This window comes from Natronoflexus pectinivorans (assembly GCF_004345615.1).
GTDB lineage: Bacteria > Bacteroidota > Bacteroidia > Bacteroidales > Marinilabiliaceae > Natronoflexus > Natronoflexus pectinivorans.
Map to the genome: position 1 here is coordinate 253,810 of NZ_SLWK01000005.1, position 21,909 is coordinate 275,718.

15 protein-coding genes are annotated in these 21,909 nt (G+C 39.3%); 4 read left to right on the forward strand and 11 right to left on the reverse strand.

Annotated elements, in window-relative coordinates; translation table 11 throughout:
- Window positions 1-41: 41 nt before the first annotated feature.
- The gene (efp, locus tag EV194_RS09015) at window positions 42-611 is read right to left on the reverse strand and encodes an elongation factor P (RefSeq protein ID WP_079558949.1); all 570 of its coding nucleotides are present in this window, start codon (window positions 609-611) and stop codon (window positions 42-44) included.
- Between the two features lie 209 nt (window positions 612-820).
- Window positions 821-1,078 carry a hypothetical protein gene (locus EV194_RS09020; RefSeq protein ID WP_132433709.1) on the reverse strand — a complete coding sequence of 86 codons (258 nt, stop codon included), beginning with the start codon at window positions 1,076-1,078 and terminating at the stop codon, window positions 821-823.
- A gap of 272 nt (window positions 1,079-1,350) precedes the next feature.
- Here EV194_RS09020 and EV194_RS09025 point away from each other — a divergent pair, with 272 nt between their 5' ends.
- Both EV194_RS09025 and tyrS read left to right on the forward strand, forming a co-directional pair.
- On the forward strand, window positions 1,351-1,887 hold the full coding sequence (locus tag EV194_RS09025; RefSeq protein WP_132433710.1) for a CvpA family protein: 537 nt from the start codon (window positions 1,351-1,353) through the stop codon (window positions 1,885-1,887).
- Between the two features lie 97 nt (window positions 1,888-1,984).
- On the forward strand, window positions 1,985-3,277 hold the full coding sequence (gene tyrS / locus EV194_RS09030) for a tyrosine--tRNA ligase (protein WP_132433711.1): 1,293 nt from the start codon (window positions 1,985-1,987) through the stop codon (window positions 3,275-3,277).
- Between the two features lie 444 nt (window positions 3,278-3,721).
- On the opposite strand, the gene frr is transcribed toward tyrS, so the two are convergent.
- Window positions 3,722-4,285, reverse strand: coding sequence for a ribosome recycling factor (gene frr, locus EV194_RS09035; protein ID WP_132433712.1), 564 nt, complete (start codon window positions 4,283-4,285; stop codon window positions 3,722-3,724).
- A gap of 52 nt (window positions 4,286-4,337) precedes the next feature.
- Complete coding sequence (locus EV194_RS09040) at window positions 4,338-4,592, reverse strand: YkgJ family cysteine cluster protein (protein ID WP_132433713.1); 255 nt, start codon at window positions 4,590-4,592, stop codon at window positions 4,338-4,340.
- Window positions 4,593-4,771: 179 nt separating this feature from the next.
- On the opposite strand from EV194_RS09040, the gene larE reads away from it, so the two are divergent.
- Window positions 4,772-5,575 carry an ATP-dependent sacrificial sulfur transferase LarE gene (gene larE / locus EV194_RS09045; protein WP_132433714.1) on the forward strand — a complete coding sequence of 268 codons (804 nt, stop codon included), beginning with the start codon at window positions 4,772-4,774 and terminating at the stop codon, window positions 5,573-5,575.
- Entirely contained in the window at window positions 5,572-6,270 is a 699-nt protein-coding gene (gene sfsA / locus EV194_RS09050) for a DNA/RNA nuclease SfsA (protein WP_132433715.1), read from the forward strand. Before larE ends, sfsA begins: the two co-directional genes overlap by 4 nt.
- Before the next feature lie 54 nt (window positions 6,271-6,324).
- Here the strand turns inward: sfsA and EV194_RS09055 are convergent, their stop codons facing one another.
- The 7 genes from EV194_RS09055 to EV194_RS09085 all read right to left on the reverse strand — a co-directional run bounded on the left by EV194_RS09055 (window position 6,325) and on the right by EV194_RS09085 (window position 21,436).
- Complete coding sequence (locus tag EV194_RS09055; protein WP_132433716.1) at window positions 6,325-9,303, reverse strand: glycoside hydrolase family 2 protein; 2,979 nt, start codon at window positions 9,301-9,303, stop codon at window positions 6,325-6,327.
- 250 nt (window positions 9,304-9,553) lie between these two features.
- Window positions 9,554-11,641 carry a discoidin domain-containing protein gene (locus EV194_RS09060; protein WP_132433717.1) on the reverse strand — a complete coding sequence of 696 codons (2,088 nt, stop codon included), beginning with the start codon at window positions 11,639-11,641 and terminating at the stop codon, window positions 9,554-9,556.
- A 68-nt stretch (window positions 11,642-11,709) separates the two neighbouring features.
- Window positions 11,710-12,708 carry a ComEC/Rec2 family competence protein gene (locus EV194_RS09065; protein WP_165921841.1) on the reverse strand — a complete coding sequence of 333 codons (999 nt, stop codon included), beginning with the start codon at window positions 12,706-12,708 and terminating at the stop codon, window positions 11,710-11,712.
- Between the two features lie 449 nt (window positions 12,709-13,157).
- Window positions 13,158-14,825 (reverse strand): glycosyl hydrolase, encoded by a 1,668-nt coding sequence (locus EV194_RS09070; RefSeq protein ID WP_132433719.1) that lies wholly within the window; start codon window positions 14,823-14,825, stop codon window positions 13,158-13,160.
- A gap of 130 nt (window positions 14,826-14,955) precedes the next feature.
- Window positions 14,956-16,653 (reverse strand): IPT/TIG domain-containing protein, encoded by a 1,698-nt coding sequence (locus EV194_RS09075; RefSeq protein ID WP_132433720.1) that lies wholly within the window; start codon window positions 16,651-16,653, stop codon window positions 14,956-14,958.
- A 27-nt stretch (window positions 16,654-16,680) separates the two neighbouring features.
- Window positions 16,681-18,342, reverse strand: coding sequence for a RagB/SusD family nutrient uptake outer membrane protein (locus EV194_RS09080; RefSeq protein ID WP_165921842.1), 1,662 nt, complete (start codon window positions 18,340-18,342; stop codon window positions 16,681-16,683).
- 31 nt (window positions 18,343-18,373) lie between these two features.
- Complete coding sequence (locus EV194_RS09085) at window positions 18,374-21,436, reverse strand: SusC/RagA family TonB-linked outer membrane protein (RefSeq protein WP_132433722.1); 3,063 nt, start codon at window positions 21,434-21,436, stop codon at window positions 18,374-18,376.
- Window positions 21,437-21,909: the final 473 nt, after the last annotated feature.

A 21,909-nucleotide genomic window follows, 5' to 3' on the forward strand; every position in this document is an offset into this window, starting at 1 on the left:
ATAGATTAATTTTAAATCGAAGAAATATAAATTCAAAGAATTTATTCCTTGGCTCTCTCAACATAAGATCTCTCTTTGGTATCCACCTTAATTCTTTCTCCATTTTCAATAAAAAGTGGTACCATAACAGTTGCTCCGGTATCAATCGTAGCTTGTTTCAAAGATGATGTTGAAGAGGTATCCCCTCTCACACCAGGTTCAGTATAAGTTATTTCGTAAACAATAAATTGTGGGAGATTGACCATTAAAGGTGTTTCAGAGTCCACATGGTAAACAAGATCTACCTCCTGACCTTCACGCATCAGGTCGGGCGATTCTACCAACGCCTCCTGAATGGTCATTTGCTCAAAGCTCTCAGTATTCATAAAATGATAACCCATATCATCCTTATACAAAAATTGGTGAGGACGATGCTCCACGCGAGCTTCGGTTACTTTAACTCCGGCTGAAAAAGTGTTTTCCAATACACGACCGGTTGAAATGTTTTTAAGCTTGGTTCTTACAAAGGCAGGGCCCTTGCCCGGCTTTACATGCTGAAATTGCACAATGGAAAATAATTGCCCGTTGTGCTCAATACACATCCCGTTTCTAAAATCTGCAGTTGTTGCCATATTAAAATATCGTTTTTTCGAATAATCTCAACAAAATCAGGCTGAGAATGATCTGTTTTTTTGGCAAAAATAGTCTAAAACAATAAAATATGCTTTATATAACCTTAATAAAATACTTCTTCAACTACAGATCAACCTCATTTACAAATAAAAAGCGACAACCGATGGTCGGTTGTCGCTTAATGTAAATCTTGATTCTATATCTTCACTTATCTTCCAAACAAAAATGCAGCTCCAAAAATTCCTGCAATAAGAATCCATAGTACGATACCGATGGCATACCATATCAATGCTGCTTTTGCAAAATTGGCTTTGCTAACTTTGGTGTTTCCGCCGAAGGCCCAAACAAAAAGCATAATTAATCCTATAAGTGGAATCATTACAATTAAAAGAGAAAGTACCCATTCTCCAACCGATACATTTTGACTTTCCTGTGCGTAAGCTAAAGGTTCTTGTTGATTTTCCATAGTTGTTTGATTTAAATGTATTAAATGTGATTTAATGGATGGCTAAAACTTATATTAGTTTGTCACAAAAATCAATAACCAAATTACTAAAATAGCACATTGACCCATTCTCTTTTTTGACTAAATCATTAATTAACAAGATAAAACCTTTTATTCTGTTGACTAAGAGATCTGAAAAGCTAAATAATGGCAAACTAAAAATTTAATAGTAAATTTACACGATGAAATTCCGCATCTTGTTAAGCGGAATAGAAAATTGAAAACTTTTTAAAATGCATATTTTTGATATTATTGCATTAATCATTATCCTTTTCTTTCTAATAAAAGGTCTAAAGAACGGTTTCATTATTGAGTTGGCTTCGTTGGCTGCACTTTTTTTAGGAATTATCCTTGCAGTGATGTTCTCAGAAGTAACAGCAACCTGGTTATCTGATTACATCACCTCCAGATATGTATCCATTCTCGCGTTTATTTTGGTATTTACTGCTACTGTACTTGGGGTGCATCTGGTTGCAAAAATGATTGACAAGTTGGTGTCGGCCATTGCACTGGGTTGGCTGAACCGCCTAACCGGAGCGGCCTTTGGGGTTGTAAAAGCAGCCATTTTAATAAGCATCGGTATTTTGTTGTTCGAAGCCACCGGCCTCAGCGAGAAATATATGACTGTGGAAAATCGTGACAATTCTCTCTTCTACAGCCATCTGCAAAAGGCAGCTCCACACGCTCTGCATCTCATCAATCTCAGTGTCGATCATTTACTTCCCAGACTGGAAGAGTTACCCGTTATGCCGCCAGCTTCCATGAGCTGATAAATAAATCAAAGCAAAAGATAGTATTTAGGCTGACAAATTTAACCGGCTTTTTTTGATATATTTGCGCCGCAAAAGCGCAAAAAAATAATTGACCATGAATTTTGTTGAAGAATTAAAATGGAGAGGCATGATCCACGACATCATGCCCAATACTGAAGAGCAACTGCAAAAAGAGATGACTTCTGCCTATGTTGGCATTGACCCAACTGCAGACTCCCTGCATATTGGCCACCTGGTAAGCGTTATGATGCTGAAGCATTTTCAGGTAGCGGGACACCGTCCCATAGTATTGGTAGGTGGAGCAACCGGTATGATAGGCGATCCTTCCATGAAATCGGCAGAACGCAACCTTCTGGACGAAAAAACCCTGCGCCACAACCAGGAGTGCATCAAAAACCAGTTGAGCAAATTTCTGGATTTCAACAGCAGCGAGCCCAATAAAGCCGAAATGGTCAATAATTATGACTGGATGAAGGAATTCACCTTTTTAGACTTTATCCGGGACATTGGCAAGCACATCACGGTAAACTACATGATGTCGAAGGATTCTGTTAAAAAACGAATAACCGGCGACTCACGTGAAGGTCTCTCATTTACCGAATTTACATATCAGTTGGTACAAGGGTATGATTATCTGCACCTTTACCGCGATAAAAGCTGCAAACTGCAAATGGGAGGTTCCGACCAATGGGGTAACATCACCACCGGAACTGAACTGATTCGCAGGGTGGCAGGAGGTGAGGCTTACGCCCTCACCTGTCCGCTTATTACCAAAGCCGATGGAGGTAAGTTTGGAAAAACCGAGTCGGGTAATGTGTGGCTTGATCCGGAAAGAACCAGTCCCTATCAGTTTTACCAGTTTTGGCTGAATACATCGGATACAGATGCTGAAAAGTACATCAAAATATTCACGTTGTTGACGCGTGATGAAGTGGAAGCCCTCATACAAGAGCATCAGCAGGCACCACATGCGCGCGCCTTACAAAAAAGGCTTGCACAAGAGGTAACCACCATGGTTCATGGTGCGGAAGCATATGAGTTCGCAGTGGAAGCATCACAAATTCTGTTTGGAAAAGGAGCAACTGAAACACTTAAAAAAATGGACGAAAAAACACTATTAAGTGTTTTTGACGGAGTTCCTGTATTTGAAGTAAACCGTTCTCTGCTTGAATCCGGCATAAATGTTCTGGATTTGATAGCCGATGCAGCTGCCGTTTTCCCGTCAAAAGGGGAGGCCCGAAGAACTGTAAAGGGTGGTGGGGTCAGCATCAATAAAGTAAAAGTGGAAACCCAGGACGATGTTGTTGATACCTCAGCATTGCTGAATGATAAGTACATTTTGGTTCAGAAAGGGAAAAAGAGTTATTCGCTGATAATAGCACAGTAATAACTATTTTTAGTAATAATAAGAACTCAAAGGGGTTGTCGATCATTCGACAACCCCTTTTTGTCAGGTGTGACAGTATTACTAAACTTCAAAACCGACTCCGGATAGAAACATGGAAAAAATTAACTGGTCTGGTCTGTATTAATTTTCCGGAATCTCTTACCTAATTTGATTACGCATAAATCTCAAATTATTTCGACCCATGTTTTTATGCCGGCTTCCGATTTTAATGTAAATATATGTTTACAATTCCATTTGAACCTTAATCTGGAGTGTTAAAATCCCTTAGATGTATATTAACAAGTCATTAATTACAACTTCTAACGCAGGTAAGAATCTTGTTATTGAGGAGGTTAGCGTCTGATTACGTTTTGTGAAAAAAATCAGAAAAAAATAGAAACCTCAACACATAAAAAAAGGCCGCTCTATCGAGCGACCTTTTTTCTATACAGTCATAATATCTTGTTCTTTCCTTTCAAGCATCTCTTCGATGCGTTTCATGAACTTATCGGTGAGTTTCTGAGTTTCTTCCTCGGCATCTTTAGCCATATCTTCAGGAAGACCATCCTTCTGAAGTTTTTTAAACTCGTCTATGGCTTCTCGGCGAACGTTACGGATTCCTATTCGGGTCTCTTCCCCAATCTTTTTCACCATTTTTACAAGATCCTTTCTTCGCTCTTCGGTTAATGGCGGAACATTTATGCGTATAACGTCTCCATTGTTATCGGGGTTCATACCGAGATTAGCAGCCAAAATGGCCTTTTCGATGACGGGAATCATCCCCTTTTCCCACGGCTGAATAGCGATGGTTCTTGGGTCGGGGGTATTTACATTTGCAACCTGTGCAAGTGGAGTCATGGAACCATAATAATCGACCATAAGGCCATCAAGCATTTTGGGGTTGGCTTTACCGGCACGTATTTTGGCCATTTCACGATCTAAATGGTCAATGGCTTTATCCATTTTTTCTGTGGCATCTTCCAGAACTAACTTAATTTCATCTTCCATAATGCAAATATTTTGTTAAACATTGCTGAGTTTAGTAACAAATATAAAACTTTTACGCTGACTGACAACCCTCCAATTCAGCTAAAATATTAAGTGCCTCAAGTCTGGAATTGCCACATATTAGCAACTCAGCTTTAAATCCACCGCAAACAGGAGGTCTGTCAGGACTTTCAAAAATAGCACAACGGTAATCTTCCGTTAAATGTATGCAACGCACACCAGCCGGTTTGCCATTGGGCATTCCGGGAATTGGGGAAGATATAGAAGGAGCAATACAACATGCTCCACAACTAGGTCTGCAATCCATTATTTTTTTTTGCGAAAATAAGAAAACCTGTTGTTGATAACAACACATTAACAAATATTTATACGGCTACTATACAATGAATTACCTTGCTATTAAAAACTACCATGGATGATATCTCAGTGGATTTTTGTAATTTAGCAAAAAAGACTCTTTTGTCTCTATAACATAAGAATAAGAAAATGAATCAACATTTGATTGAATTAAAGAGCTGGTTTACAAAGCACAATGGTGTTTTAACTGCTTTGTCGGGGGGAGTTGACTCTTGTCTGGTTGCCTGGGCTGCACGTCAGGCGTTACCAAAAGAAAAAGCCATTGCATTAATAGGCGATTCACCAAGTTTAAAACGTCGTGATTTGGATATTGCCATCGATTTCTGTAATCAGCACGACATACAATACGCCATCATTTATCCCAACGAGATTGATGACCCAAACTACAGGGTAAATCCTGAAGATCGTTGTTTTTGGTGCAAAAGTTCCCTTTACACCGTGATGGGTGAGTTCAGAGAAAAAAACTATCCAGATTTCATCTTGGCCAATGGCAATAACAAAAGCGATTGGGGAGATTATCGTCCCGGCTTGAAGGCTGCCGACAAATACCACTCCTATAGCCCACTGGCTGAGTGCGAAATGACCAAAGAAGATATACGCAATCTGGCACGTGAAGCTGGTTTGCAGGTTTGGGATAAACCTGCAAGTCCTTGTTTAAGTAGTCGTTTCCCTTACGGTGAATTGATAACCGTGGACAAACTGGCGCTGGTTGAAAAAGCTGAAGATATTGTGGCCAATCATGGTTTCATGGATTCACGAGTTCGCTATTTTGGCTCTAAAGCCAAAATAGAGGTTCCAGAATTTCAGTTATCTATCCTTAAAGAGAAAATCAACACCATCACCAAACAATTTGCAGAAATTGGGTTTAACGAGACTGAGATAGATGAGGAAGGACTGGTTTCAGGAAAGCTAAACAGACTCATAGGGAAATGATATTTCAACAAAAACTGGTTCACGGAACTTTAATAAAACGTTATAAACGTTTTTTGGCCGATATAAAACTGGATTCCGGAGAAATTGTAACAGCCCATTGCACCAACAGCGGCTCCATGAAAAGTTGCCTGGAGGAGGGAGCGGAGGTTTACATATCGCATGTAACCGATCCTAAACGAAAAACCCGGTTCACCTGGGAAATGATTAAAATCAATGGCGACTGGGTTGGCATTAACACGTCACATCCCAACAAAATTGCTTATAACGCCATTCTTAACAGGGAAATTCCCGGGTTGGACAACTACAGTTCAGCGAGACGTGAGGTGAAATTCGATGAGAGTCGTTTGGATATTCTGGCTGAAAACGATCGGGAGAAATGTGCCATTGAGGTAAAAAACGTGACCATGAAAGATGGTGAGTTTGCACGGTTTCCCGATGCACGAACCGAGCGGGGTCTGAAGCATCTGCACACCTTAATACGATTGAAGAAAGAGGGGTTCCGGGTGGCCATGGTTTACATCATCCAGCGATCAGATGTGAATCTGTTTGGCCCTGCCCACGATATCGATCCGGAATACTCCAACACCCTGATTCTGGCTGAAAAGGAAGGTGTGGAAATATTTCCGGTTCAGGTAAAAGTTGAACCGGAAGGGATTCATGTTTGCAGAGTCTTAGAGTATAAGCTTAATAAATAAAACCGTATCCCTGAAATCAGAGATACGGTATGCTATTGCCTTTTTATTAGTTATTTAAGGATTAATCTTCATGGTCTTACTCATATTGTAAGCATCAATTAATATTGAGTATGATTGTGATAATTCAGAGATAGATTTCACGCTTAAACTTCGTTTCTCACCCGGCAAGAGAGATATAAAATTATCGCACCAAAAAGCTGGAAGGATTTCGTGATTAGAAACTGGGTTTACCAATTGAATTCGTGTGAGAATGGATGGAACTTTTCCAATGTTTTCGACGGTAACAATAAATTTATCCTCTGACTTCCTGTTGGCTGTCACTTCCAAAATAGGCTCCCCTATATTCATCATTCCGGTGAAATCATTCTCATTGTGTAACCAATAAAAATTATCTGCAATTACACTCCCATCAACTGTGGTTATAGACAATTTTAAGAAGTTGAGTTCATCCAACAGGGGAACACTGGTATCTATCGTTTTAACCCCATTTTTGGGGATTCCGATCTCTTCATTGTACCCCCAAATCACTTCCATTTCTTCATTATACAAAATGGCCGAAACATTTGTACCCCTGTTTTTTTTGTATTGAGAATTTATAACAGAAATTGTCATATTATCCCGGTTTAATTGAATGCCAAGAGGAGCGAATGCCTTTTTGGCACCGTAATACCCAGCATGCGACTGTAAATACCAGTCATACAACTGCCATACCATACTTGGCCAGCTTGCATTGGACTTCCAAAGTAGCATTCCTGTTGAATTTTCCCAAAGTTGTCTGTTTATAGACTCGATGGCTGCTCGGTAAACATCGTAGTTAACCATTTGAGCAATGTAAAAATATTCTTGAATTCCATTTTCATCTTTGGTACGTGGGCCACCATAATCTAGTCGGACAATATCATCGTACGCGGTAAATTTCCGTAAATCTTCGCCGGGAAAATTAGCTGCATCATGATAAGCCCATGTGCCATCAATTGGGAAAAAGCCGGGTTTCCATACCTGTCCAATTTCCGGCATAAACCGCATAATACTCTCTAATACAGGAACCCCGCTTGGCCCAATCTCACTACTAAAACCATGCATTCTTTCATGGCTAAAATACTCTGCAGGGCGAATGGTATGGTATGGGCCTCCTCCATGTAGACCATCTCCATCTGATTCGGTGAGATAAACACGCCCAGATTGACCGTCATACATTGGTAGTAATTTATTTACAATAAGATCTTCTCGGGGATTAACGCCTTCATTGCCACCGCACCATATAATCAGGGAGGGATGATTTCGGTAACGCTTGATGATACCGGAGGTAATAGTTTCATATAAATCTGCGTCGGGCAGATACCCAGGTGTATTTCTAAAAGTACCCCAATAATCATTGAGAAAATCCTGCCAAAGTAAAATCCCATGTTTATCTGCTGCATAATAGAAGGCCTTTGGTGGAACACCTGTAGGCCCCCATACCCTAAGCATATTCAAATTTGCATTCTTGGTCATCAGAATTTCCAGTTCATACCGACTTGTAGTCCAGTTCAGCATCATATCAATAACCCAGTTACCTCCCTTGCAGTAGATCTCTTTTCCATTGACTTTAAATACTCGGCTGTTTGATCCGATGTAGGTTTCAATGGTTCTGATTCCGTGATGTTTTTTCACTGTAAAATGATCATCATCAGTTGTTTTAAGGGATACTGAAACCTGATATAAATCAGGCTCTCCATAACCTACAGGCCACCATAGAGCAGGCTCTTCAATTCTTAGAGCAGCGTTAACGTGACTGTTCAACGAAATTGACTTTACCTGATTTCTTCCAAGGGAAAAAGGGATCTCAAAAATATGAGATTTATCATTGTGAGAAATCTCACCCTTTACTGTTCCTTCTTTTGGTGAACCAGAATGGTTCACCAAATCAAACGAAATGGTCATATCGGCATGAGAAGCCTCCGGAAGATTTGGAACTGATGTAATATAAAGATTTTCTATTTCAACATCATCCGTAAATGAAATAAATACATCCTCGGTAATTCCCATGTTGCGATCGCGTATAGCAGGTTGCCAATCCCATCCAACGGCATCCCATTTGGTGTAATTACGACTGATTATTCCATCTCCCATATTTACCCCGGGATCTCCAAATGGCTCAAGAGGCTCCACACCAGGCTCGCCGGGATGATCAACAGGATAAATAGCAACCGCTAATCGGTTTTTTCCTTTAGACTCAAGTAAATCGGTTATATCATATCTGAATTGCCGTTCCATGCCGACCATTGCTGAGGTGTCTGTCAATTGGTGTCCATTGAACCAGAGTTCTCCTCTGTAGTTTATTTCACCGAAATTGAGCCACACACGAGTCCCGCTAAGGTGATGATCAATTTCAAATTCATTTACATACCAATATGGCTTTGCCCAAGGATTCTCTCCAGATATATGGCTGTATTTTATCAAATCGTATTCCTGGTTATATCCATCATGAGAATCCGGAATTTTCATGTTATTCTTTCCAACATATGGATTGGGATATACACCATTGCGTACTAAGACTGAAAGAGCTGTTGCTGGAATGGAGGTTTGATACCAATCCGCCGTATGAGCATTACCGGTCGACAAAGTTTCTCCATCGTCTGAAGTTATCAACGCTGACTGAACCCTCCAATTATGACGCAAAAGCTGTGAGCGACCTGGCAATTTAAATAGTGGTTCATCATCTACGACAAAAGATCCAGTTGGACTTTCTACTTTACCGGAACCGTTTATGGCGACTATTTTCCATTCGTTAACTCCGAAGGAAAGAGGGAATGGAACATAAGAAGTCACATCACTTCCAAGTGTTGCCATATGAATCCCATTTATCCAAACTTCTTGTGAATCAGATTCAACAGGCATCCAGGACAAAATCGGAGTATTCGTTTGAACAACACCTCCTTCCATCGGTGTTAAAAGTTCAGGTTGATCGGCATTACAACCGGAAAATACCATTAACAGGAAAAATAGAATTCCAGTTATTGAGGATTTAATAAAATAGATTTCTGTTTTCATTATATAAATTTAATTAAACATTGTTAGAGTCCTTTTTTACAAACACACTCAACCTTGAGCACTTATCAATATTTTGGATTCGTACCCTCACTCTGCCTGTTTCCTGGTTATTTCAAAACATTTTTTCCTTATTTAAAATGTTCTTTTATCGAAATTATGAAAAAAGAGGCTTACAACTCGTAATTTTAGAGTTAGGTTGACTGATTAATACAAGTTTTTGATGAAATGATATAACAATAAACAAGTTGTCTCAATTCTTTATTATTTTAAATGCTTCTGATTCCTGTCCATAATTAAATACCATAATATAATATCCAGAATTTAAAAAGGACAGATTCAAATTCTGTCTGAAAAATTTATCGTTATTACTGGTAAATTGGCCTTGATACACCATTACTCCGGAAATTGTATATATTCCATAATTAATTTTACCGACAAAATTCATAATATCTATGTGCACATTGTTTTCTATAGGGTTAGCAGAAATATCTACAGAGGATCTATGCAAATAGATGGGATCAATATAAGTTCCATCTGATTCGGTAAAGGCTTGAAAGGCATATATTGAAAACCCCCATTGTGTGGCTCTTTCATTTCCTTTCATTCTTATGAAGCGTGCTTCAGTCTGTTCGAATGTTATAATATCCCAACCACCATTTCCCGAAGTTTCGTGATAAACTGTTACCCATTCCTCTCCATCGGAGGAGACTTGAATTTCATAGTTTGATCCAAAAGCAGTCTCCCAATGTAACTTTACCATTTCAATATAGCGACTCTGCTCCATTTCAACTGCAATCCATTGATTGTCGCTATATGCTGAAGACCATCGTGTATTAAGGTTTCCATCTATTGCAAATGCTTCTATGCGATCAGCAGTTTCATTTGTAGATGAAAATGCTCTTCGATTTAGTAACAAGTCTTCAGAATCGGGATCGTAAATAGCTACTGTAAATGTTGTTACTGCAGTTTTTTGGTTGCTGTCTATAACTCGCACTCTAACCTGTGCCATACCAGTTTGATTTGCCAATACATTAAGTTTCAATTCATCGTTTTCGATAAATGGCTCAACTAAATCCTCATTGGTATTATCAATTACCTCAAAAGTAAAAACCATATTTTCAACACTCGAACCAAATACAGTGTTTAGATCTGCAACAGTAAAAGCGGTACTTTCATTAGTATAACCATTAAAAAAAGTAGGAATAGCTTCTTTGACAAAAGGAGGATACTGAAAATCAGGATCGGGAATTACATTTATTAAATCAGGATAATCATTCTGAAGATTGAGCATGGCCTGGCGGGCATCATTGAGATCTCCATGTCCGTCATGTCCAGTCATGGTCCAGCTTAAAGCTCCAGCATAGCCATTTTCAATGGCATAAGCGTATGCCTCTTCAGTGGTAAAAGAACTACCTCCTCCGCTGGGAGTACTAATGCCTATTGCAGAAAATTCTCCAATAACGATGGGTTTATCAAGATCCCAGTGTGAAGCAGGGTTATGAAACGGGGACATGGAAGTGCCAAAGTGCTCAGGATAATAATGTACCATATAAAAATCAAGCGTTCCATCAGCGTCCCCGCCGGCAGCAATAAGCCGCTCATCGGTATAGTAGTTGTAAAAACTGCCTATATCACTAAGCACCAAAATATTCCATGACCCATTGGAGATTTTGGTATTGGGATCTGTACGTCGTATGGCTCCCGCTGTAAGGTTAACAAATCTCTGAACATGATTCATGGTGGTTGTTTCCGGCGTCCATCCAGCCCAGTCAATATCACTACTCATTCCTTCAGGCTCATTAAATATTTCCCAACTGATAATGCCAGGATGAGCTTTAACGCGCTCCACCATGGGTATTAAAGCATTCTGAATATAAGAATTGATTCTGTCCTCGTTTTCAAGCAGAGTTTTATTACGGGTTAGATTTTCAGCACCTGCATTGTTTTGTAACATATCAAACGACCATAAACACAACATCACCAAAACACCACGTTCATAGGCAATATCCAAAGCCTTTTCGAGGTTGTCCAACTCTACCGGATCAATACCGGTTACAAAACCATCATTGTTAATTATCGGACTATTTCTTCCATTGGTGTGTAACCACCAACGCACAGTATTTCCGCCTGCTTCGGATAAATCATCCATTCGTTGAATGAACAACTCCTCGTTGAAATCACGCAAGTCATTTGCAAAATTTAACCACGCGAGGTTCATGCCACTCAAGAAAATGGACTGATCATTATGGGACAATAGATTATTATGATTAACTTCTGCTCGACTGATTATAGAGAGAAAAAGAAAACTCAAAATAAAAAAACGCATTTTTTTCATCATAGCATAATATTTAGTAGGTCAATGAGATAGTGTATGATTTGATGTCAGATGCCACATAAATAAATCGTTTAATCTAAATATAGAATCCTAAATTTCGGAAAATCATCAGCTTCGCTATAATAAGTTTCGTAAATTATTTCGGTTGATGAGTCGGTCCAATCCAGACTTCCATCCACCCTTATTACTATATGCCCAACTTCAAATGTGTGCAGGTTCTCAATAAATATATTACTCTCTTGCTCTAAAGTTGGAACAACATTATTCATAACATCGCTTACAAAAGCAGCCCGATCATACGCCACATCACAAGCGGATGCAATAAAAAGATAAGGGTTTATATGCTTTAAAAAATCTGTTGATAAGCCACCATGAAAATGGTGATTGCCATGATAAACATGAGTTTTAGCGAGTAATTCTGGGAAGTGTTGCAACATTGCGATTTGTCCATGCTGATATGTATCTCCCCCAAAATTAAATACAAAATCCTTAAATTTTAAAATAAAAGAGAGGGAACGATTATTAGCGTTGTCCCACTCTCCAAAGTATTTTGAATGAAAATATGGATACCTTTCTAAATCAAACTCCGCAGCATTCAAAATTTTAATTTTTACATCATCCCCTCCTATATCATCTATAACATTTCCTACCTTAAATTGAGGACTATGAACCGGTTCAAAGCCATGTTTTGCATAATTGTAAGGATCCTTGCGCCAATCACCTCTTTCTGGTTCAGAAAGATTATATTTAATACTTCCTACATCAAATGCATCAAGAATATTATTAAGCCCGTGAAAGTGATCATAATGCCAATGACTAATGAATATGTGATCAATTCTCTGTTTTCCGTGTCGGTTAACCGGCAAGTGGCTTTTCATAAATGGTATTGTATATTTTTCGGCCATGTGATCGTATCCGGTATCAACCAACAAGGTTTCACCATTTGGCAAGAAAAATAGTACAGAAGTTCCATGACCAACATTGAAAGCCACAACATTTAATCCATAGTTTTTTGCTTCACTATCTGAAACTATCTTTAATTGAGATCTTAAGACTTCACCATTATCCATGACAAACTTAATAGAGTGGAGTCCATTACCAATTTTGGATAATTCGTTATTTGATATTTTAATTAAAAGACCGGATTCAAGGAATTCTGTTTGCAAAGGCTCGGTTTCAAAAGCTAACGGGTTGTTTTTAACATCAATATACAGCAATGAATGCTCGTTTTGATGAATGACGAAATATAAGTCTCTGGGTGAATTTTTATAAAAAACATTGTTATGGGGGCTAATAAGAATTTTCTCCGATAGATGTTGGGCATGACATAGATTGATTAATGAAAAAGCCAAAAGAAATAGGAGTCCGGGTAAGTATTTGCAAATTGATTTCATAAGAAACTTTTTAACTTAATATTACGATGCAAATGTTATTCCGGGGGCAGGAAAAATTCTGCGAAACCTGCCACCCGGAAACACACTTCAAAACAAACTAGAGATGTAAAGACTAATTACACATTTTAATCATACATTTTAAATGTACGCACTTCATTTAAAAACATGGTTTGCTTATCTTTATGGAATTTTTTAAAGTCATTTTTAGCGGCTTGAGGCGATTGGCTATTGGGAATAAAGAGATCATTTTGAGTAGATGTCCATGGAGCATTAAACCATGCTAGCACCCAGGCAATCCGGATGTCATCCCCTCCATCTTTGATTGCTTTAAGGATGGTGTTTGTCCAGAAATCCGGATGATTACTGATATAATTATCACGGTTTCCGACTTCGGTAAGTGCCGCAATTTTATTGTTTTCCAATGCAAAATCAGAAACCTGTTTCAGCAAAGAGGTCAACTGACTGGCCGATGGCTCGTAAATATCTACTCCAACAACATCCACATAGTCATTACCCGGATAATAAGTGGTTCCAAATGGATGATTAGGTGACCAGCTAAACAATACCAGGTTGGTTCTGTCTCTGATATAGTCCACACTCAATCTGAAAAAATCAATATAGAGTTGCGGTGAGTGGTTTGTTGCATTTGTTCCCCACCAAAACCAACCACCGTTCATCTCATGAAAGAGTCTGAATACAATAGGGAAACCCAGCTCATTATTAATAATATCAATAATGATATCCATCTCTTCAAAAAACCATTGCCGTGAGCCATTTTGATCATTAACAATGTCATACATCAGACTCTTGTCCAACTCATTGTTAATCCGATTCATGTAAATTGAATTGTCGAATCGACTCTCCTGGTGAAAGTCAAAGGTAACTACAGCTCCATTTTCGTAAGCATACCTAGCTTCTTGTATATGCAAATCGCGTTGTTGAGATCCTTTATAAAGCATATAATGTGGATCAATACCAAATACTCCAGGATGATCGCCTACAACGTCCTTGCAATCAGAAGTGTTTAAATTCCATCGCAGATTGTTCAATTGAAATGACATGGGGAACTCCTGACCGAATATAAACTCAGGCCCATTGGCAATTTTCCCTAAATTGATTAATAAACTCCTTGTTTCCTGAGTAGCATTTGGATCTACCGGAATATATTGAATTACTTCTCTTACATCAATTATCACCTCATCCTGAGCGGTTGAACCGAATTCATCTTTTACAGTCAACAACACTGAATGTCGTCCAATCTGAAATGTGTGGACTATGAATGGTTCTGTTCCAATTACTTCATCTTCATACTTCCAGGTATATTCAATAATCTCGCCATCTTCTTTATATGATTTTGATCCGTCAAGATTAACTAATGTAGAGCTTTTACCGTCATCAAGAAAGAGGATCTGGTTTTCACCGGCATTAGCAACCGGTGCTTTATTTGGCAGAAATCCGGTAATGATTAAATAGCTGGTTCTATTCCCGTTTTCAGCCACAACAGTTAATTCTACGGGAGTCGCAAATGAGTGCTTTGAAGTGCCGGAAAGCACCTCTCTATTTTCGATAAAGGCTTTAGCCTTTTCGGATATTTCAAAAACCATGGTACGATCATCCAGGATTGAACCCGCAGGAACCATGGCCGATGCTGCATTGGCTGTGATGTTGTAAGCAACATCAATTTCAACAAGAGAAAAGTGGATTAATTCAGAAAGGGTACTTTTATTCTCATCCTTTTGACAGGAGGATCCTAGAAGTAATATCGCAAAAACAGGATAGAAAAAGATTTTCATACTTTTAATTTCAACAGATTATTATAATGACAATTTTTACATAGTATTGGGAATTTGGTTAAGAAATAAGAGAAAAGTGAAAAATTCCCGGGAGAAGATTCCTTCTCCCGGGAATTTATAAAAGAGTTGGTTACCACATAGCTCCATCCGAAATATAAACATCATCGATGTTTATCTCGTATGTTCCTCCATCAACATTTCCTGTGGAAAATCCTATTTTGAAATAATCCATAACACCTTTAGGATCGAATTCGGATGCAGTTCCAGAGCCACCCCAATTTCCAAGGAAATCAGTGAGCCTGAAAGTCATTACTTCCCATCCATCAGTGGTAAATTCATAGATCCCAGGAGGACCTCCACCCCATTTTACGTCATTCTGGTGAGTTTCAAACTGCATGAAAGCTCTGTTGCCATTGGTATTTACCAATAGACTAACATGAGGATCAATGGTTCCACTTAAATCAATAGACTGAGAGTATTCAATTGCTCCTTTCCAGTCCCAACTGCCCTCAGAGACAAAACTCAAATGATAATAGCTTGAACCGCCTCCAGTTGGAGCATCCGTTTTAATAACACCACCTTCGGCCAAAGTGTTGGCATCCCACGCCGGAGCTCCATCTTCAAAGTCGAACACCTTAACAACTGGTAGCTGTAATCCATCGGTAATCATAATTTGATCGATATGAATTTCAAAATCTTCAGGATCGCCTGAGTTTCCAACATTTCCTGAAGTAAATCTCATTCTTACTTCGTCAAACACACCAGTTGCATTAAAATCGGGGAAAAGTTTGCTTACCGGGTAAGATCTCCATTCCCATCCATCAGTTTCAATCAGGTAGTTATCACCATATGGCATACGCTCATTAGCTGTTCCATTATGAAGATGGTTGTCTCTCTGATCGCCTCCCTGAGTCATAAACGGATTTACATATCCACGCTTGCCGTTGGTATTAACAAGGAAAGTAATGTGTGGATCGTGGAAGTCTGAAAGATCTATCGGACCTTCTCTTGTTATGTAGATGAAATTAGTCCAACCACCGGTTTGATTAGCCAGAACAGAGAAGTAGTTATCGCCCCTTGGAGCAGTAAGTCCACCATAGTTGCGCTCTGCAACGTCCGGAGCGTTACCCGCATCTTCTATTATTGGATTTCCATCTTCGAAATCCCAAAGAATGATCGGTGCAACTGCATTAAAGATATCAGTAGGTTCCAAAATCATTACTCCAGACACTTCTGAAGCACCTTCAATCTCACCTAATCCGACAATTCTAATTGTCGCAGTTTCTCCAATAGTTAAAGGAACTCCAGCAGTTGATATGGTTATGGATTCCTGATTTGTTCCTGGTCTTACAACTATTTCATGATCTTCAATAAAAACTCTGGTAATCAGATCCACATTCTCTCCATCTATAGTGAAAGTTTGACCTGCTACTATTTCAGTTGGCCACCCGGTAACGAGAATGGAAGGGTATGAAATGGTTAAAATTGACTCATATGTATATGACCTTTTATAAACATTTCTTGAAGTAACCATGCCACTTTCAACCCTGCGTGGGAGTTTAAAGCTTAATTGATTTGGAGTATGTCCTTCCTCAAGAATTTCGCAATTCGCAGTTCCCACTGAAATTGATTGAACTTTATCGAGATTTGTTCCTGTTATTGTAATAACATCTTCGATTTGGGCTGAATTTGTCGAAATCGACAGTATTTCAGAAACAGGCCATTTTATGTCATAATCTTCACCCCACTCCTTATCCTCACAGGACAGAAGTCCTATCATCAATAAGGAGGTAGTAATGGAGACATATTTTAAAAAGTATTTTTTCATAAGTATTGATTTAATGTTTTTAATGAATTAATAGCCTGGGTTTTGTCTTAATCCCCAATCAGCAACTTCCCGTAATGGGATTGGCAGTAGAAAAACCCTGTTTCCATTGGGTCCCGGAATAGATCTTTCCAAGGCATTGGATCTCAGGTCTATATTCGCATAGCGGAGAATTGATTCATCGTGTGCAGGAGTAAATGTTTGCCTTATTTTATCAAGCGTCTCCAAATACCTTCCTGTTCTTACAAGATCAAAATATCTTATGGCTTCCATTCCTAACTCGGTGCGCCTCTCTTGATAAATGGCTTCCAACAGAGCTTCACCACTTGCTGTTACATCAGGCAAATTCCCGGAGAAACCTGTAACCGGAAAATCAAGTGATCCCTCGTCAAATCCTCTTGCAAATGTGCTGTTTCGGGCTCTTTCCCTTACCATATTTATCATATCACGGGCCTCTGTCTCATTACCAGTATGGTATGCGGCCTCCGCATGATTCAATAGAACCTCTGCGTAACGAGCCAAACGGATGTTGTAGCTGCTGCTTTTTGTGATATTTGGTCGCTCACCAGGCATTAAAGCAGCCTTTCTATTCAAGAAGGGTGTCATTTGTTCTGTAAGGTCATAATCCCATTGTTGGCCACCCATAATTCCATTGTTAAATGTAGGTCCATACAGAGTTACGCTTAATCTAGGATCATCCTCTTCAAAACTATTAAACAGATCTAACGTAGGGTTATTAAAGCCCCATCCCCAGTCTAATCGGTTGGCTTGAAACTGATTAAAGTTTGATCCTGTTTTCCTAGGTTTGTTATTATGGCTGCCTTCAAGCATCTGAAGCTCAAACACTGACTCTGCGCTATTTTCTCCCATGGGCTCCCATATTAACGCATAATTATCGGCCAATCTGTACTCCCCGGAAGAAATAATCGCGCTGGTAACATCGTACACGCTCTGCCAAGTGATGGAGGTGTTGTCAATGTCGGTACCAATCATATACATATATAGTCTGGCCAGATAATGACGTGCTGCACCTTTCGTGGCTCTTCCCAAATCTTCTGGAGCATATCCGCTGCGTTCAGGAAGCCTTTCAATGGCCGCTTTAAAATCCTTTTCAGCTTGTAAATAAGTTTCATGCAAGGACGCCCGTTCTACATTTCCAAACTGAGATGGACGAACTGGCTCTGTAAAAATAGGGAGACCACCAAATACTCGTGAACCATAAAAATACCAGTATCCCCGAATAAAATAGACCTCACCCATTAATCTTTTTCTTAAGCGGTCTTCAAGGGTGCTTTCAGCAAGACGCTCCAAAGCAGTATTACATCTGGAAATACCATCATAGATCTTAATCCACAATGCATCGATAACTCCATTGTCTGGTTTCGCATCCCAAATTTTCATGTCAGTTATATCGGGAAAGTCTGATTCGTTACTTCCCTTTTCTGCATCATCACTTAGAATATCACCAAAGAAAAATTCATAGTTATGAGCCTGCCAGTTTCCATCGGGTCCTGGTCCTTCAGTCATTCCCAACAATCCGTAACAGCCATTTACTGCCAGAATTGCATTTTCGGGAACGTTGAAAAAATTCGCTTCACTTTGGGTGTTAATTGGATCAATTTCAAGAAAATCACTGCATCCCCAGCCAATGCCCAGTGCCGCAATAAAGAATAAATATTTTATCTTTTTCATAAACATTTTTTTTCTGTCATTTACACTTTAATTAAAAAGAAATATTGATACCTCCTGTAATAGTTACAGCCATTGGGTAGGTAACATAGTCAACTCCGCCGCTAAGTCCCCAGCCACCAACTTCTGGATTAAAACCTGTGTAATTGGTAATGGTTATTAGGTTGTCGGCATTACAATATATGCGAACACGAGACAACCCTAGACGATCAATGATTCCTCTGTTGAAGGTGTATCCTAGTTGGATGTTCCTGAGACGGATGTAGGATGCATCTTCAACGTACCTGTCTGAAAAACGGTTGTTCCTGTTCGGATCATTAGAAACCATTCTAGGCTCATTGGTGTTGATGTTATCGGGTGTCCAACGGTTCAGCCTATCACGATGGTAATTTGATTCAGGACCGGAAGTATGAGAATAGTATCGGTATACGTTTACTGCTTCAACGCCAAAAACACCATAGAAGAAGGCTCTGAAGTCCCAACCTCTGTATCCCAGTTCAAGATTCAAGCTACCAGTGAAATCCGGGATTGCACTTCCAAGTTTTACTCTGTCATCATCATCAATTCGACCGTCTTTGTTGGTATCAACAAATCTCACATCACCAACACTGGCATTTGGCTGAATTCTGCGGATCGCCCCAGTGTTAGGATCAACCCATACGTGTGCATCCAGTTCTTCCTGTGTACGGAATATGCCATCGGTTTTTAATCCGTAAAAATATGCCATGGCAAACCCTTCTTCCGTTCTAGTGACAGATCCAAGCCGCTGGGCACCGCCTCCACTGATTGGTTCTCCACCAGCCAAACTGGTAACCTCATTCTGAATCATTGAGCCTGTTATTCCAATTCCGTAATTAAACTCTCCAATTTGCTCGCTCCAGGCAGCAGAAAACTCGAACCCGGTATTGTTCATGGTTCCGGCATTACGATATGGTCTTCCAGAACCAACGTATGTTGGGATTGGTGTACGAAGAATCATGTCTTTGGTATCTCTATTGAACCAGTCTAAACTTACATTTAAACGGCTATTAAGCAGTAACATATCCAAACCTACATTTACCTGTTCTGTTACTTCCCATTTTAAATCTGGATTGCTCAAGGCTCCGGTTCTTGCTCCATCAACAATTCTTCCTCCAAAAACGTAATGATACCCTGTATTCATAGTGGCCAAATAAGCGTTAGGTGAAACAGAGCCTTCATTTCCTACTTGTCCCCAACCGGCACGTAATCTCAATTGATTCAGAGCATAAACATCAGACATAAAGTTCTCTTCATGGATGTTCCATCCTGTGGAAAAGGATGGGAAATATCCCCATTTATTGTCTCCAATAAATTTGGAAGAACCATCGGCACGCATGGTTGCAGTAAATAGATAGCGATTATCAAAACTATAATTCAAACGGCCGAAATAAGACATCAGAGATACTTTACTCGCGCCACCACCAACAGTTCGTTGCTCCGGATCTTGTGCCTGATCAAAATACATCAGGTTTTCGTCAAACGGGACATCATAAACAGTCGCATTAATTCCGTTCCAATTAAACTCCTGGGTCTCCATTCCTAACGTAGCGTTGATGTTATGAGATCCTTCTCGGCGGTTATATGTGAAATATCCGTTCCACACCCAGTTATTGTTAAAACCTCGGTTTTCATATAAACTGCTCTTTTCCCTCATTTGGTCAGGAGCAATATAGAATTCGGGATAAAATGACTTATCATTTGTGAAATTAAGATCGGAGGCAAACATGGTCTTAAAATCCAAGCCTTCGAAGACTACGTTTTTGATGTTAAGATCGAAATTGGATATTAAGCGGTGAGCCCCGCTGGTATTGTATTTTGCCTCATCCACAATTCTGGCAGGATTTTGAATGGTTACTCCCCCTGTAAGAAAGCGTTCTCCGTAATAACCCGTATAGTCATCCCAAGCAACTGTTAGTGGATCCATTTGCAAACCATCGGTAAGAGATCCTCCATAGTGCGCATTATTGTTATTGTGCTTTTCGTAATGGGTATAACTCAGGTTTACACCTAAAGTAATACGGTCAGAAAAATGATATTGAGTGTTAGAAAACAGAAACAGTTTATCGATACCACTGTACTTAATTGTTCCTTCTTGAGAGTTATAGGTACCTCCAATGTTATAAGTCATGTTATCGGTTCCTCCAGATACCGATAATGAATAGTTTTGTATTGGGGCTACATTAAAAAGTTCATCCTGCCAATTGGTTCCCTTCAAGTTATTGGCGATAACATAATCAAGCATCTCAACATTAGGAATTGCCAATCCGGCATTGGTATATGATTCTTTACGAAGAGTTGCAAATTCGTGAGCATTAGTTAGATCTAACCTTCTGGTTATCATTTGTGCCCCAGCGTAAGCATTTACATTGAAAACCGGTGCTCCTGAGCGGCCGGTTCTTGTTGTTACTAATATAACACCGTTTGCTCCTCTTGATCCATAGATAGCCGTTGCAGAAGCATCTTTCAATACCTCAATGCTTTCAATGTTTGATGGATCAACATTACTCATGTCTCCCATTGGAAATCCATCCACAACATAAAGCGGACTGCTGTTGTTAATGGTCCCAATACCACGAACTCTTATTCGGGTTCCACTTCCTGGTTCTCCAGAATTTGAAACTACATCCACACCAGCCAAACGGCCTTGTAATCCTAATACCGGATCAGCCGAGGCCATGGTATTTATTTGGTCTCCACTAACTCTGGCCACTGCTCCGGTTACATCGCTTCTTCGGACACTACCGTATCCGATTACTATTACCTCATCCAATCCGAGGATAGATGATGTCATCTGAACATTCACCACACTTCTTCCGGCCATCTCTATTGTTTGCGTATCGAACCCAATAGAAGAAAAAACCAGAAATTCACTACCCTCAGGAACATTGATCTGGTAATTTCCTGAAAAATCAGAAATCGAACCAATCGAGGTTCCCTGCACAACAATTGTCACCCCGGGAATGGGTTCATTCATGTCGTCGGTAACGGTTCCTGTTACTACTCTTTCCTGTGCCCATAAAGCACCAGAAAATGTAAAGTAAACCATCACGACAATTAACTGAATCGTTTTTTTCATAGATAAATAATTAAATGATTAATAAAACACACCGAATTTATTTTTCCGGCAGACATCTTTTGAAAATCTTTATTTGATTTTCAAATGCCTTCATTTCTATTGTGCTAAATTATCACCGATTAAAGAGAAAAGCAGGGACAATTATTTCAAAAGAGGGGGGCGAATCCTTCATTTTTCATTATTAAAAACATTTATAGAACTACCTTACATGCTGTTATTGTGGCGTTTTAAGAGCTTTTTAGCATCCGGACTATTTGTAAACAAATACTAATATTTGTAGCAAACAGAAAACATTGAATGATACTATTTTGTCATTTTCTTATTAAAAATTATCTCCAATTTGAAATTTTCAGCCACCCTGACATCTAAATTCATATCTTTGCTAAAAACTTTAAGGTAAAGACGTGTTATATTAGAATAGCTTCTTATCCAGAGGAGTTTAAAAGCGGTATATCAATAGAGCCAACAGACAA

Coding starts and splice junctions, on each gene's coding strand:
- efp (WP_079558949.1), bottom strand. CDS start 611: ATGGCAACAACTGCAGATTTTAGAAACGGGATGTGTATTGAGCACAAC.
- EV194_RS09020 (WP_132433709.1), bottom strand. CDS start 1,078: ATGGAAAATCAACAAGAACCTTTAGCTTACGCACAGGAAAGTCAAAAT.
- EV194_RS09025 (WP_132433710.1), top strand. CDS start 1,351: ATGCATATTTTTGATATTATTGCATTAATCATTATCCTTTTCTTTCTA.
- tyrS (WP_132433711.1), top strand. CDS start 1,985: ATGAATTTTGTTGAAGAATTAAAATGGAGAGGCATGATCCACGACATC.
- frr (WP_132433712.1), bottom strand. CDS start 4,285: ATGGAAGATGAAATTAAGTTAGTTCTGGAAGATGCCACAGAAAAAATG.
- EV194_RS09040 (WP_132433713.1), bottom strand. CDS start 4,592: ATGGATTGCAGACCTAGTTGTGGAGCATGTTGTATTGCTCCTTCTATA.
- larE (WP_132433714.1), top strand. CDS start 4,772: ATGAATCAACATTTGATTGAATTAAAGAGCTGGTTTACAAAGCACAAT.
- sfsA (WP_132433715.1), top strand. CDS start 5,572: ATGATATTTCAACAAAAACTGGTTCACGGAACTTTAATAAAACGTTAT.
- EV194_RS09055 (WP_132433716.1), bottom strand. CDS start 9,303: ATGAAAACAGAAATCTATTTTATTAAATCCTCAATAACTGGAATTCTA.
- EV194_RS09060 (WP_132433717.1), bottom strand. CDS start 11,641: ATGATGAAAAAAATGCGTTTTTTTATTTTGAGTTTTCTTTTTCTCTCT.
- EV194_RS09065 (WP_165921841.1), bottom strand. CDS start 12,708: ATGGATAATGGTGAAGTCTTAAGATCTCAATTAAAGATAGTTTCAGAT.
- EV194_RS09070 (WP_132433719.1), bottom strand. CDS start 14,825: ATGAAAATCTTTTTCTATCCTGTTTTTGCGATATTACTTCTAGGATCC.
- EV194_RS09075 (WP_132433720.1), bottom strand. CDS start 16,653: ATGAAAAAATACTTTTTAAAATATGTCTCCATTACTACCTCCTTATTG.
- EV194_RS09080 (WP_165921842.1), bottom strand. CDS start 18,342: ATGAAAAAGATAAAATATTTATTCTTTATTGCGGCACTGGGCATTGGC.
- EV194_RS09085 (WP_132433722.1), bottom strand. CDS start 21,436: ATGAAAAAAACGATTCAGTTAATTGTCGTGATGGTTTACTTTACATTT.